The 13690-nt window shown below is 41.7% G+C and carries 13 protein-coding genes; 2 read left to right on the top strand and 11 right to left on the bottom strand.

The features are described 5' to 3' along the window. Positions 1-5: 5 nt before the first annotated feature. The 11 genes from AC0KVP_RS09830 to AC0KVP_RS09880 form a co-directional block, all read right to left on the bottom strand. Positions 6-989 carry a DNA polymerase III subunit delta' gene (locus tag AC0KVP_RS09830; protein ID WP_473336367.1) on the bottom strand — a complete coding sequence of 328 codons (984 nt, stop codon included), beginning with the start codon at positions 987-989 and terminating at the stop codon, positions 6-8. A gap of 19 nt (positions 990-1008) precedes the next feature. Beyond that, on the bottom strand, positions 1009-1770 hold the full coding sequence (gene kdsB / locus AC0KVP_RS09835; RefSeq protein ID WP_473336369.1) for a 3-deoxy-manno-octulosonate cytidylyltransferase: 762 nt from the start codon (positions 1768-1770) through the stop codon (positions 1009-1011). Between the two features lie 8 nt (positions 1771-1778). Further along, positions 1779-2783: a tetraacyldisaccharide 4'-kinase gene (lpxK, locus tag AC0KVP_RS09840; protein WP_473336370.1), complete on the bottom strand. Its 1005-nt coding sequence runs from the start codon at positions 2781-2783 to the stop codon at positions 1779-1781. 3 nt (positions 2784-2786) lie between these two features. After that, positions 2787-4514: a lipid A export permease/ATP-binding protein MsbA gene (gene msbA, locus AC0KVP_RS09845; protein ID WP_473336372.1), complete on the bottom strand. Its 1728-nt coding sequence runs from the start codon at positions 4512-4514 to the stop codon at positions 2787-2789. Continuing rightward, positions 4514-4936, bottom strand: a complete 423-nt coding sequence (locus AC0KVP_RS09850; protein ID WP_004696832.1) for an ExbD/TolR family protein — start codon at positions 4934-4936, stop codon at positions 4514-4516. The genes msbA and AC0KVP_RS09850 overlap by 1 nt, the downstream gene beginning before the upstream one ends. Positions 4937-4944: 8 nt before the next feature. Beyond that, positions 4945-5601, bottom strand: a complete 657-nt coding sequence (locus AC0KVP_RS09855; protein WP_473336374.1) for a MotA/TolQ/ExbB proton channel family protein — start codon at positions 5599-5601, stop codon at positions 4945-4947. A 36-nt stretch (positions 5602-5637) separates the two neighbouring features. After that, entirely contained in the window at positions 5638-6525 is an 888-nt protein-coding gene (locus AC0KVP_RS09860; protein WP_178895809.1) for a ParB/RepB/Spo0J family partition protein, read from the bottom strand. Next, positions 6522-7304: a ParA family protein gene (locus tag AC0KVP_RS09865; RefSeq protein WP_004696827.1), complete on the bottom strand. Its 783-nt coding sequence runs from the start codon at positions 7302-7304 to the stop codon at positions 6522-6524. Before AC0KVP_RS09865 ends, AC0KVP_RS09860 begins: the two co-directional genes overlap by 4 nt. 25 nt (positions 7305-7329) lie before the next feature. Beyond that, positions 7330-7962: a 16S rRNA (guanine(527)-N(7))-methyltransferase RsmG gene (rsmG, locus tag AC0KVP_RS09870; protein ID WP_004984861.1), complete on the bottom strand. Its 633-nt coding sequence runs from the start codon at positions 7960-7962 to the stop codon at positions 7330-7332. Positions 7963-8046: 84 nt separating this feature from the next. Continuing rightward, the gene (gene murU, locus AC0KVP_RS09875; RefSeq protein ID WP_010326860.1) at positions 8047-8736 is read right to left on the bottom strand and encodes an N-acetylmuramate alpha-1-phosphate uridylyltransferase MurU; all 690 of its coding nucleotides are present in this window, start codon (positions 8734-8736) and stop codon (positions 8047-8049) included. Further along, positions 8733-9749, bottom strand: a complete 1017-nt coding sequence (locus AC0KVP_RS09880; RefSeq protein WP_473336378.1) for an aminoglycoside phosphotransferase family protein — start codon at positions 9747-9749, stop codon at positions 8733-8735. Before AC0KVP_RS09880 ends, murU begins: the two co-directional genes overlap by 4 nt. A gap of 121 nt (positions 9750-9870) precedes the next feature. Here AC0KVP_RS09880 and AC0KVP_RS09885 point away from each other — a divergent pair, with 121 nt between their 5' ends. Beyond that, a complete protein-coding gene (locus AC0KVP_RS09885; RefSeq protein ID WP_473336379.1) occupies positions 9871-12330 on the top strand; it encodes an LPS-assembly protein LptD in 2460 nt (819 codons plus the stop codon). Next, complete coding sequence (locus AC0KVP_RS09890) at positions 12330-13634, top strand: peptidylprolyl isomerase (RefSeq protein ID WP_473336381.1); 1305 nt, start codon at positions 12330-12332, stop codon at positions 13632-13634. Before AC0KVP_RS09885 ends, AC0KVP_RS09890 begins: the two co-directional genes overlap by 1 nt. Positions 13635-13690 lie beyond the last annotated feature (56 nt).

Here is a 13690-nt window from a genome sequence, read left to right on the forward strand (position 1 = left end):
CTGTTTTAAACATCCATCAACCGAATACACAATTGGTCGAGCACTAAATTAGTTTGTACGTTTTGTTCAATATATTGTTTTGACTGTTGCAGCTCGGCATAAATTGAAAATAAAGTTTCAAGTGAATACCGTTCTGCCAGCACACTGAAATCCAAATCAGTGTTTTTTAATTGCTGATTTAGCTTGACACAAATCAAATCTGACAACAAGTACTCAAACATTTGACTAAAATCACTAAATGTCAGCACTTTATTCCACTTGGTCGCAATTGCCATCGGCATATTTTTATCCATCACCAACTTTTGCCAATCTTTTAAAAATTCAGCACGTTGAGGAATCCATTCACTCTCGGACAATGTAATTGCCTGCAACGGCATATGATTGGACAAATTCATCAACAAATGTTGTTGTGCCAAATCGCTATGGGACAAATGCTGATTTAAAAATTGCTCTGCTTGCTGTTCATTTATGCGATCCAAAGCAAAATGTTGCAAACGACTGCGAATGGTTGCAGGCAGTTTTAAATAATGATCTGCCAATAAAATGATAACAACACGATCACCTGGTTCTTCAAGCGTTTTCAATAAAGCATTGGCTGAAGCTGTATTTAAAGCTTCGGCTGGTTCAATAATGATGACGCGCCAACCGTCTACCGTTTGCTGCACAAAAGGCAGCAGATCACGAATTTTCTCAATTTTGATCTTGGCATTTTGTTTCTTATTGTCTTCATCGGTAGTGATGTGCACATAATTCGGGTGTGTATCCGCCTTTAACCACTGACAACTCCCACACTCCCCACAGGCCAAATGATTTGGCTGCCTCTTCGCACATAAGACCCAAGCAAGGAACTGCTCAGCAAAAGTCTCTTTACCACAACCTTTTTTTCCATAAAACAATAAGCCATGACCAATATTCGGAAATCGCGTGGTTAAAGTTTCCCAAACATTTTGATGCCACGGATAAATCTGCTCAGGCAGCGTTTGTTTCATGTAGACGACCTAAGTTCTATTATGCAAAATGAGCCACATCCATGGCATTTAAACGATCTAAATCTTCTTGTGTATCCACACCCGGTGGTAAGTTTGCTTCTGCGATATCAATGGCAATACGGTGCCCATTCTCCAAAACACGCAGTTGCTCTAGGCTTTCGAGCTTTTCGAGTGTACCCATATCCCATGTCACATACTCTTGGAGCAATTTCACGCGGTAAGCATACAAGCCCAAATGACGGAAGGCTTGTTTATGCAACACTAGTTCCACTTGTTTTGCAGCATCTCGGTCATATGGAATAGTGGCACGACTAAAGTAAAGTGCTTGTTTGTACTTCGACATCACCACTTTAACAATGCTGTCACGTTTAAATTCATCTAAATGCTGAATTGGTTCACACAAGGTCGACATTGAACAATCTGCTTGTGACTCTAAAAGTTGCGCAACTTGCTTAACCAAAGCCGCCGGCAATAAAGGCTCATCACCTTGAACATTCACAATGATATCTTCGCTGGCCCAGCCCTTAATTTTCGCCACTTCACTAAGGCGGTCTGTTCCCGAAGGATGATCTGCTGAGGTCAACACTACATCCACGCCTTCAGCCATGCAAAGATCATAAATTCGCTGATCATCCGTTGCGACGCAGAGATCATCAAAACCTTCCACTTTCTTCGCCTGATCAACGACCCGTAAAATCATTTCACGGCCATGAATTTTAAGGAGTGGTTTTCCAGATAAACGTGTGCTTGCGAAACGCGCAGGAATAACAATATGCTTCATAAAAGACCTTAAGAAATTTCAATACCTACAGCGGCGAGCTGTTGATGTAAGGTGTCATAACACGCCGTCGATAACACCGCATCGACAGGAACAACCCAAATATCGCGGGCAAAACTAGGGTTTTGTTTGAGCAGCGCTAAAATTTTCACTGCATCTTTTTCAGTGGTAATGATGGGATTGGCATCATCAAAGACCAAATCCTCTAACTCATATTCATAATGATCGGCAAACTCATGACACTGGAACTGCTGCACTCCCATGCGCTCTAAAGTACGATAAAAACGTTGCGGAAACCCTATCCCCACGACAGCATAATAATCATCTTGCGGATTGAAAGCTTTTGCCTCAGTACTATTCAACAAGTAAGGCTCTGCAACTTCTAAGTGCATGTGCATAGTACGAGTAGGCTGATCTGCATGTTCGATGACTGTACCTTGATCCAGTCTAGACTTCGGCTCTCGTAAATAACCTTCGGGCAATAACTTTTCATTACCTAGTCCACGATTATTATCTAGGACGATCCATTCAATTTGGCGATTCAATGCCCAATGTTGCAGCCCATCATCACTAATGATCAAATCAATGGGATAGTGAGATAAAAGCAATTCAATACTTTCTTGGCGATTTGGACCCACTGCCATCGGTACATCAGTGGATTGCACAATGAGTGTTGGTTCATCACCTACATTTTCAGGCAATGAGTTGAGATCCACCATCGTTGGAAATGGGCCTTTAGCACCATAACCACGACTAATCACTCCCACTCGAATATTTTTACTTTGCAGATAACTCACCAAGTGAATGAGCAGAGGAGTTTTACCACTCCCCCCCACGGTAATATTACCAATCACCATGACAGGTACAGGAGCCGTATACGCTTTTTTAATATTACACCGATATAACTTACGATTTAAAAGAAAACCGCCTCGATATAACCAAGACAGCGGACGAAGCACAATTAACCACTTTGCCTGCGAGTTCCAAGCATCCTGAATAAACTGTGCACCTGACATGACTTAGTTTTCCTCAAAATTACGCTTATGGAGTTGATAGTAAGCACCCTGCTTCGCAATAAGTTCAGCGTGTGTACCTTGCTCTACTATACGCCCTTTATCCATCACCACAATACGGTCTGCATTCTCAATGGTGGATAAACGATGCGCAATTACGATCGTGGTACGATCGCGCATTGCAGCATCGAAGGCACGCTGAATAAAGTACTCAGATTCATTATCAAGCGCACTGGTAGCTTCATCTAAGATCAGTACAGGCGCATTTTTCAAAATCGCACGAGCAATGGCTATACGTTGGCGTTGACCGCCTGATAAATTGAGACCTTGTGCCCCCAACTTGGTGTTGTAGCCTTGTGGTAAAGCCATAATAAAGTCATGTGCATAAGCTGCTTTTGCTGCTGCAATCACCTCTTCATCAGAGGCATTTTCAAGCTGCCCATAGGCAATATTGTCACGTACAGTGCGGTTAAACAAAACCACTTGCTGATTGACCATTGCCACTTGGGTACGCAGGCTATTGATTTCAATATCTTGAATATCAATACCATCAAAGAGAATTTGACCCGAAGTCACATCTTGGAAACGCACCAGCAAATTCACCAAAGAGGTTTTACCAGCACCAGAACGCCCGACTAAAGCAATGGTCTCACCTTCTTTGACGCTTAAATTAAAATCATGCAGTGCTTGATGTCCATCGACATAAACCAGATTCACATGTTTGAGGTCAATATTACCCTTAAGCACGGGAGTTAAAGTCCCAGTATTTTTTTCTTCAGGTAAATCTAAAAGCTCAAAGACAGAATGTGCGGCCGCCATACCCCGTTGAATTTTCTCATTCACATCAGTCAGCGCCTTAATGGGCTTACTCAACATGCCGGCTGCGGTAATGTAGGCCACAAATTGTCCTGCATTGGTATCCTGCATAATCTCTGGGCGCAGTGCAATCCACATCACAATACTCAGTGAAATCGACATGATGAGCTGCACAATCGGACTATTGAGTTGTTGCACAATCACCATTTTCAAGCCACGACGCAAATTTTCTAAAGAAGTATTCCTAAAACGTTGCTGTTCATAAACTTGTCCACCGAAGCCTTTCACTACCAAGTGGCCATTGACCGTCTCTTGTACTACATGGTTAACATCACCCATGGTGTTTTGAACTTGAATAGAAAGCTTACGCATGCGTTTTGCAGCTTTGCGGATAAGCAGCCCAATCAGCGGTGCAAAAATCAAAATACATAAGGTCAAACGCCAGTTGCTATAAATCAGGTAACCCAGTAACGCAATGGCAATTAAACCTTGTTGAACAATAGTTTTGAGTGAGTCTGACGATGCGGCAGTAAGCTGCTCCACGTTGAACATAATTTTCGCAGTGATATGACCGCTGTTATTATCGAGATAGTACTGTGAAGGAAGGCGCAATAATTTTGCAAAGACTTCTTGGCGGATATTAAAGACCAAGTTTCTGGAAATGACCGCAGTAAAGTAGCCTCCCATGAACAAACCTATTCCACGGAAGAACATCACCAAGACGACTAAAAGCGGGAACAAAGTCGTGAAACCTCGATCACGATGTTGAATCGCTTCAATAATTTTTTCAAGTAATTTAGCGACAGAAACCTCTGTCGCCGCATTAATAGCAAAACCAACCACCACAAGAATCGCTACGCCCCAATACGGTTTTAAATAGCTCAGTAGACGTAGATAAACTTTTAAATCGTGTTTCACTAATAACCTCGAGAAGGCACTTTGGTACTAATATTGATATTTACAAACCCCAACTGACCGGCCACATCCATCACACGGATCACATCCTGATGGGTTGCTTTTGCATCCGCAGCAATCACAAACATTAGATCACGACGGTCATTGGAAATCTGTTTAATTGCGGTATTTAATTCTGAAACATCTTTCGATGCAATAGACTGACCATTAATTGAATAATGCCCAGTGGAATCTACCACCACTTCGATTTTATGATCAAATGTTTTCGGTGGAACCCCTTGCGCATCAGGCAAGGTTAAATTCATACGACTAAATTGATTGAATGTGGTGGTCAGCAATAAAAACACCAAAATAAATAATAAGCAATCAATCATTGGTGTAAGGTTAATATGAACATCTTCAACTTGTGAACGTTTGAATTTCATACTTCACCTTAGCTCGCTTGCTTCACAACAACATCATCATCATGGTTTTCAAGCACAGTTTCTGTTTTTTTATAAAATAAAGCCGCATGAAATAAAGTCGATTGCTGTTCTAGTTCAGCAACATACTCTTGAACCAAACGCTGAAAATAACGATAAGCAAATAATGCGGGAATCGCAATGAACATTCCTGCCGCAGTTGTAATCAGCGCTTTAGAAATCCCTGGAATCATCAGTGTTGGATTACTGCTATTACCAATATCAATCACTAAGAATGACTCAATAATCCCCAGTACCGTTCCCAACAATCCCAAAAGAGGCGCGACAGCGCTCAATGTTCCCAAAAAATTGATGTTTTTTTCAAGATAACCAATTTCCTGAGAAGCCGTTGCTTCCATCTGCGCACGTGCAAACTGTTCACCTTGTGCCTTACTTTGGTAACCAGCTTCCAAAATACGACCTAATGTCGTTGCCTGTAAATCCTGATTTTGTTTAAGTTTAGGCAAAACCATTTGTACGCTTTGCGCTGGGTTTAATAGCAAATCTTTCGGTAAAATAGTAGTTTTCTTCAAGCGAATAAAACGCTCTAAGCTAATCGCAACAGTAAAGATCGAACAGAGCACAAGGGGCAGCTTAAGCCACCCACCTGCTTTGACCAATTCCCACATAACACTTCCCCAAGTATTTAGAAATAGAAAATAAAATTATTCAGCTAAGCAAATATTCAAAATACCATCCAACTCGTCGAGTGAATGATAATGAATCGTGAGCTTGCCTTTCCCTTGTTTATTATGATCAATTTTGACATTTGCACTAAAACGATCTGTTAAGCGCTGTGTCAATTGTTGAAGATCTGGTGCAATTTCCGTTTTGGATTTTTCTTGTTTCGGCACATTGAGATCACGAACATATTGTTCAGTTTGGCGAACAGATAAGCTCTTCTCTATCACCAATTCTGCGACTTTCAGTTGATCTTTCCCTTTCAACGTCAAAATGGCACGAGCATGTCCCATGTCCAGTAAACCTTGTTGCATAAAGTCTTTAACTTGCTCAGCTAGACTTAATAAACGTAATAAATTACTCACCGTGGTACGCGCTTTGCCTACCGTGTCTGCAATTTCTTGATGACTTAAACCAAACTCTTCATGGAAGCGCTGTAAAGCCATCGCCTGATCTATCGGATTGAGATCTTGACGTTGAATGTTCTCAATCAACGCCAGTGCAATTGCAACTTGATCTGTTAAATCACGAACAATAGCTGGAACTTGCGTTAACCCAGCAAGTTGAGCCGCACGCCAACGACGCTCACCTGCAATAATTTCATAGGGGTGCTTTTCATTATCAATTGGACGAATCACAATCGGCTGCATCACACCGTGTTTTTCAATCGATGCCGCTAACTCTTGTAAGTCTTGCTCATTAATAAAACGACGTGGCTGATATTCACCACGTTGTAATAGATGCACATCAATTTGTTTTAGCTGACCGTGATCAAGAGCTTGTGCTTCAAGTTGTAATTTCTCTTTTTGAATGGAACCGAGTAAGGCATCTAAACCACGACCTTTTGCCAGTCCACGTTTTTTAACGGTCATGCGTTACTTCCTTTTTTCACTTTACTTTTCTTAATCATTTCAGCTGCTAAATGTAAATAAGCAACTGCACCCTTCGAGCTTTTTTCAAAATAAATCACTGGCAAACCATGCGCAGGTGCTTCAGCTAGACGCACATTACGAGGAATGACCGTGTCATAGAGTTTTTTGCCAAAGTATTGTTCTAATTCTTCAGACACATCTCGTGTCAGTGCGTTACGTGCATCATACATGGTGCGTAGAACACCAATAATTTTTAACTCAGGATTCAATGCTTGTTGAATGCGATCAATGGTCTGTGTTAAATCTGCCAAGCCTTCCAAAGCATAGTATTCACACTGCATTGGAATCATCACACCATCCACCGCTGCCAATGCATTAACCGTGATCAAGCTTAAGCTGGGCGCACAGTCCACAATGATGTAATCATATGCTTGTTCAATTTCTTGCAACGCATCACGCAGAATAAATTCACGCCCTTCTTGCTCAGCAATCGCAAGTTCAACTCCTGCCAAATCACGGTTTGCACCCAAGACCTTATAACCCACTTCCGCTTTGGTAATTGCAGTTTCTATAGGTACTTCACCCAGTAAAACATCGGTCACTGAATACAGTAGGTCATTTTTTTGAATGCCTGAACCCATGGTCGCATTGCCTTGCGAGTCCATATCGACCAATAAAACACGCTTTTTAAGTACTGCTAAAGATGCAGCCAAATTTACTGCGGTTGTGGTTTTACCTACACCACCTTTTTGGTTCGCAATCGCAATAATTTGTGCCATGACCCGCCCAATCCTTTGAATTTTTTTAGATACGTTTTAATAAAAGTAAGTGTCGTTGTTCGTCCAAACGTGGAACTTTTAACGCAATAATGTCACAACTAAATTCGTTTTTGAACGCTTCAACTTCGTCATGCGGAACTAAACCTTTCATCGATGCAATAATGCTGTCTTGGTGCATATAAGGCTTCGATGCATTGATAAAATCGGTTAACGAAGCAAATGCACGACTGGTAATCACATCAAACTGACCCAAATCATGGATGCTATCTTCATTCTCAACACGCGTTTGAACTGCAATTACATTGGTTAATTTTAAGTCTGCAATAAACTGTTTTAAAAAACGAATTTTTTTGCCATTGGAATCAAGCAAAACACATTGGCGCTCAGGTTGGCATAGAGCAATAATCATGCCCGGCATACCACCGCCTGTACCAATATCCAGCAAACGACCTTTCGGCAAATCTTTTAAAATACTTAAACTATCTAATAAATGCTTCACCAGCATTTCTTTAGGATCGCGAATCGCTGTTAAATTGTAAGCTTTGTTCCACAGCACAAGTGCGTCTTGATACTTCAGCAATAAATTTAATGCTTCTTCACTCAAATCTAAGCCAAGCTTTTGACTACCTTGCTTTAAGTCTTGAAAAAATGGATGCATAAAGAAGACATCTCAATAAAATTAAACTGAAGTATACCGATTTCTCAGCCGTGGAACAGTAGCTAACGCTTAGTGATTATGCACTTAAACGTACATACCTTGACGAATCTGTAGATCTAGATCACTTAATCGCTCAGGTGTGCCAACATCCACCCATGCGGCTTGCATTTTCTCGGCAGAAATTTTTCCAGCAGACATCGCTTCTTTTAGCAATGGAGCCAACGGACGCTTACCTGCTTCCAATCCCTTAAACATCTGTGGATGTATAACTGCAACACCACTATAAGTCAGTGCTTCGCCTGACTGCTCTTGTTCAAAGGTATAAGCACGCCCTTGATTTAAGATAAAGTCGCCTTTGGGATGTTGTGTCGGGTTGGGTACAAATACGAGATGCGCAAAATCGGCGTCCAATTGCACATCAAGTAAAGATGCAAAATCAAAAGTGGTCCACACATCGCCATTCACTAAAATAAACGGTTCTGTCCCCAACAGTGGTAGAGCATTGATAATACCACCCGCTGTTTCAAGCCCCTCTTCTTCACGCGTCCAACGAATAGTCACTCCAAACTGCGAACCATCGCCAAGTGCACCAATCAAGACATCGGCCAACCATGCAGAATTGATCACAATTTCTGTGACCCCAATTTGCTTGAGTTTTTCAATATGCCAAACGATCAGTGGTTTACCACCCACTTCAAGCAGAGGTTTCGGTTTATAGAGTGTTAAAGGACGCATGCGGTTGCCAAGTCCCGCTGCCAAAATCATTGCTTTCATGCTGCAACAACCTCATATTTGCCATATTTTGCTTCAAATTTTGGCATCACTTTATCGCAAATAAATTGCATGAAAGGTTGTAGTTCTGCATAAGGTTTGCTTTCTTCGAGTAAATACCACATCACACGTGGTAAATCTTTCAGATAACCTGATTTTCCATCACGTTCAAATAAACGCACAAAAATGCCTAGAATTTTAATATGACGTTGAATGGCCATCAGGTCAGCGTCTTGCTTAAACTGTTCAAAGTCACGCCCTTCTTTGGCAGAAGCTGGCAATAAGTCATAAAACACTTTAAACCAACGATAAACGCGCTCAGGATTCCACTGTACATACGCATCACGTGTAATTGAGATCAGATCATAAGTATCTGCACCAATCACAGCATCCTGAAAGTCAATTACGCCTTGCTCTTGCTCATCTACCAAAAGCATGAGATTACGACTATGGAAATCACGATGTACAATCACTTGAGGCTGAGCTAAAGCAGCATTGGCTAAAATTGCAAATGTACGTTTAATCAGCGCAGACTCGTCATCAGAAGGTTGAATCTGTAAACTTGGCAATAACCAATCTGTCAATAGCGACATTTCAGTGATTAACTTTTCATAAGAATAAGCGGGGAAACGACCTTCACCATCAATAGATTGCAATTGAATCAACTGCTTAAAACTTTGCTCATAATGTCCATCGACAGTCTTGTCATCGAGCTGGGTTGACAGTAGCACATCACCAAAATCTTCAAGCAATAAGAAGCCTTGCTCCAAATCTTTCGCCACAATATGTGGTACACGAACACCGTTCGTATCAAAAAATTCATCAATCGTCACAAAAGGCACACAATCTTCTTTTTCTGGTGGTGCATCCATCAGCATAAATGTTTTATTATTCAACTTGATTCGTGCATAACGACGGAAACTTGCATCGCCTGCTAAAAAGTTAATTTCAAATTGATCTGAACCAAGTACAGATGAAATCCATGTTTGTATCAATTGTTCACGTTGTGTATTCATTTGCGATAAATTCTAATACAGGCTGAGTTTTTAAAGTGCTAAGTGTAGCCACTTATCAACTTTTTCTCTATGATGCGACAATAATTAATTGCGTTTTAAGCATACTTGGTAAATGAGACACATGAAGCATCAGTTTAAATTTAATCCTTTAGCGACTGCGATATTTACCCTTCTTTGTGGTAGCTCAATCACAAGCTATGCTGCAATACCAACCACGTCTATTTCAGACGAACAACAATCGCTAAAACAAGCACTACAAGAGAGTTATCCTGGGCAAAAGTTTTTCGAACAATACTATGTCGATAAGTCATCTCCTGAAGCTCAACAGCGCCAAGGTCGTTACTTAAGCTCCGCGTATTGCCAAGGCACATGGCTAACCCCTGTAAGCCCTGAAACCAAAGCTGCTGACGCAGCCAATGCGACATCTACCATTACAGCGGACTATGGTCACTACAACCCACAAGGTGACTCTGTTCTTGAAGGTAATGTCCTGATTGATCAAGAGGGTCGTCAAATTCGTGCCGATAAAATCACCATTGACCAGACTCAGACCTTTGCCAATGCTGAAGGTCGTGTGCAAATGGCGCAAAGTGGTTTATTAGCGCAAAGCGACCAAATCAATTACAACCTAAAAACCCAGCAAGGCGATCTGAAAAACAGCTTCTATATTTCAGAAGAACAACATGCGCATGGGCGGGCTGACCAAATCCTACGTGAGTCACAAACGACCACCACGCTAAAAAATGCAACTTATAGCACCTGCCCACCAGAGCAATCGCCAACGTGGAAAATCCAAGCAGACGAAATTAAGTTAAATCAAGAAACTGGACGTGGTGAAACACGTGGTACAAAACTTTATGTTAAAGATGTACCCGTTCTCGCTGTTCCTTATTTCAACTTCCCAATTGATGACCGCCGTACTACCGGTATTTTGACACCAAGTTTTGGCTTCACCAATGATGGTGGTGTCGAGCTTGCAGTACCTGTTTATCTCAACTTAGCACCAAACTACGATGCGACCGTTACGCCACGCTATATCAGCGACCGCGGCCCAATGTTTGAGGGTGAATTTCGCTATCTGACTGAAAACTTTGGTTCGGGGCAAATTTGGGGTGGATTCTTATCATCTGATCGAATGTATGATGATGAAGACCGTAAAGATTTGCACTTTTTACATAACTGGAAAATCAATGAACAGTTCTCAACCAACCTTGAATACAACTATGCTTCAGACAAAGACTATTTTTCAGACCTTAGCAACAACCCAAACACCAAAACAGACCTAAACCTGCGTCGTGCATGGGAGTTAAACTATAAAAATGGGATCCCAGGCCTAAAAGCCCAACTGAAAGTTGAAGACTTCCAAACACTAGATGAAACCACACCCTACGTTGACCGTCCGTATGCACGTTTACCACAGTTCTTACTCAACTATAAAGCAGGTAATGCGCTAGGTTTAGAATACGAGTTCAACAACGATACAGCTTACTTTAAAAAGGATTTTGGGACTATCGACGGTGATACCAACGATAGCTTTGAACCAAGCGGTACCCGTGTCTACAGTGACTTCTCTGTACGCTATAACTACCGTACACCGTGGGCTTTCGCCATTCCTGAAGTATCTATTCGTAATGTAAACACATTCTACGATCAAGATACCATCAATGAGTTTGACAACACCAACCGCTCATCGAATGACAAATCTTATGTCGTGCCACAGGTGACTTTTGATGCAGGTTTAACTTTTGAAAAAGAAGGCACTTTCTTACAGACGTTAAGCCCACGCATGTTCTATGCCTATGCACCCTATAAAAATCAAGATGGCGCACCAAACTTTGACTCTGCAACAGCATCGATCAACTATGATCAGTTATTTAGTGCAAATCGCTTCTATGGCCATGACCGTCTAGAAGACAATAACTTCTTGTCACTGGGCTTAAGCTATAGCTTATTTGATACTGTGGGGCTAGAACGCTTAAAAGCCAGTGTGGGACAAAGCTATTACTTCGAAGATCGCCGCGTAACACTTGACCAAACAGCAGATGTCTTTGACACAGAAAATCACTCTGGTCCGATTGTCAGCGTATCTAGCCAGCTCTCGCAAAACTTTACCCTCGGTGCAAACTCAGCATGGATGGCAAATGGCGATAATGCGCAACGCGACTTACAACTTTACTTTACGGGTGATAAGGGCAACCTCTATAACGTTGGCTATTTCTATCGTAAAGAAATTGCAGATCGTCAAGAACATTACGACCAAGTGGTTGCATCTTTTGTACAACCGATCCATAACAACTGGCGTATTATGGGCCATGCTCAATATGACTTAGACAACAATGTCGCTCGTGAATACCTCCTTGGTGTTAATTACGAGTCTTGCTGTTGGGGGATCTCCGTTTATGGTCGTGAGTACTATAACGACTTGGATGACGTCAATGCTGCAGGTGTAGAGCCTAAACGTGCAATTATGGCCGAAATTACACTTAAAGGCCTAGGCGGACTCAACAGTAAACTTTCATCATTACTAGAAAATCGTATTCTAGGCTTTAACAATATTAATCAGACTTGGACAGACCGTTAATGAAGACAAAACAGTTCAAACAATTTTTTAAAGCGAGTGCTTTGGCTTTAGCTCTCGCAACCGCTATTCCAACTTTTGTACATGCGTCGGATGAAGTTGTTGCTGTTGTCGATAACAGTGTCATTTTGAAGAGTGACTTAGAAGCAAGTATGGCTGAGCTCAAACATCAACTTGAGAGCCAAAAGAAACAAGTCCCACCAGAGCAATATTTGGCACAACAAGCATTAGAGCAACTGATTATTCGTCAGACTCAGCTTGAACAAGTGAAGCGTTACAACATTCAACCTGATGAAAAAAGCTTGAATGAAGCGGTTTTAAATGTTGCAAAACAATCTGGTAGCACAAGCCTAGAAGCATTCCAACAAAAGCTCGATAAAATGGCACCCGGAACCTATGCTTCTTTGCGTAGTCGCGTTGCTGAAGATTTAGCAATCAATCGTTTACGCCAGCAAATCGTTACCTCTCGTATCCAGATTTCAGATCAAGACGTTAAAAACTTCTTAAATACACCACAAGGCCAAGCAGCACTCGGTAACCAAGTGCATGTGCTACATGTGCGTATTTCAGGTGACAATGCTGACGCTGTGGCTAAGCAAGTTAAAACGGTACTAGCAAACGACAACGATGTCGCTGCAATCGCTAAAAAGTTCAGTACTGCTGGCACCAAAGTTGAAGGTGCAGATATGGGCTTTAGAGCACTTTCTGACATCCCTAGCGAGCTTGCAGCACGTGTGAGTCCACTCCAAGTGGGACAAACCACAGATTTAATTACAGTACGAGATGGTGTACACCTTTTAAAACTAGTTGAACGCAAAGGGGCTGAGCAAAAAGCGATTGTGCCTCAATACAAAGCACGCCATATTTTGATCCAACCGTCTGAAGTGGTTAGCCCTGAAAATGCTAAACAAATGATCGAAAGTTTGTATAACCGCGTCCAAAAAGGTGAAGACTTTGCCGTTTTGGCTTCCACCTACTCTAATGACACAGGTTCAGCACGTGATGGCGGGAGTTTGGGTTGGGTCAGCCCAGGTGTGATGGTTCCTCAGTTTGAAGAAACCATGAAAAATACGCCTGTAGGTCAAACCAGTAAACCTTTCCAAACCCAATTTGGCTGGCATATTCTTCAAGTGACTGAAACACGTCAACAAGACATGACTGCTGAATACCAAGAACGTATGGCCCGTCAAATTTTAGGTGAGCGTCAATTTGATGCAGAGCTTGATAGCTGGTTACGCGAAACACGCAACAGAGCTTATGTTGAAATCAAAGATCCGAACTTAGACCGTAAGAACAACAAGTCATAAGTTTGGATAAATAAAAAGACCAGCATTCATGCTGGTCTTTTTATTTTCCGCTTAGA

The organism is Acinetobacter sp. DL27 (assembly GCF_055810995.1).

Excerpts from the sequence above, each read along its gene's own strand:
- kdsB (WP_473336369.1), bottom strand. The coding sequence starts at position 1,770 with ATGAAGCATATTGTTATTCCTGCGCGTTTCGCAAGCACACGTTTATCT.
- AC0KVP_RS09850 (WP_004696832.1), bottom strand. The coding sequence starts at position 4,936 with ATGAAATTCAAACGTTCACAAGTTGAAGATGTTCATATTAACCTTACA.
- murU (WP_010326860.1), bottom strand. The coding sequence starts at position 8,736 with ATGAAAGCAATGATTTTGGCAGCGGGACTTGGCAACCGCATGCGTCCT.
- AC0KVP_RS09855 (WP_473336374.1), bottom strand. The coding sequence starts at position 5,601 with ATGTGGGAATTGGTCAAAGCAGGTGGGTGGCTTAAGCTGCCCCTTGTG.
- AC0KVP_RS09885 (WP_473336379.1), top strand. The coding sequence starts at position 9,871 with ATGAAGCATCAGTTTAAATTTAATCCTTTAGCGACTGCGATATTTACC.
- AC0KVP_RS09865 (WP_004696827.1), bottom strand. The coding sequence starts at position 7,304 with ATGGCACAAATTATTGCGATTGCGAACCAAAAAGGTGGTGTAGGTAAA.
- AC0KVP_RS09830 (WP_473336367.1), bottom strand. The coding sequence starts at position 989 with ATGAAACAAACGCTGCCTGAGCAGATTTATCCGTGGCATCAAAATGTT.
- AC0KVP_RS09860 (WP_178895809.1), bottom strand. The coding sequence starts at position 6,525 with ATGACCGTTAAAAAACGTGGACTGGCAAAAGGTCGTGGTTTAGATGCC.
- lpxK (WP_473336370.1), bottom strand. The coding sequence starts at position 2,783 with ATGTCAGGTGCACAGTTTATTCAGGATGCTTGGAACTCGCAGGCAAAG.
- AC0KVP_RS09880 (WP_473336378.1), bottom strand. The coding sequence starts at position 9,749 with ATGAATACACAACGTGAACAATTGATACAAACATGGATTTCATCTGTA.
- rsmG (WP_004984861.1), bottom strand. The coding sequence starts at position 7,962 with ATGCATCCATTTTTTCAAGACTTAAAGCAAGGTAGTCAAAAGCTTGGC.
- AC0KVP_RS09890 (WP_473336381.1), top strand. The coding sequence starts at position 12,330 with ATGAAGACAAAACAGTTCAAACAATTTTTTAAAGCGAGTGCTTTGGCT.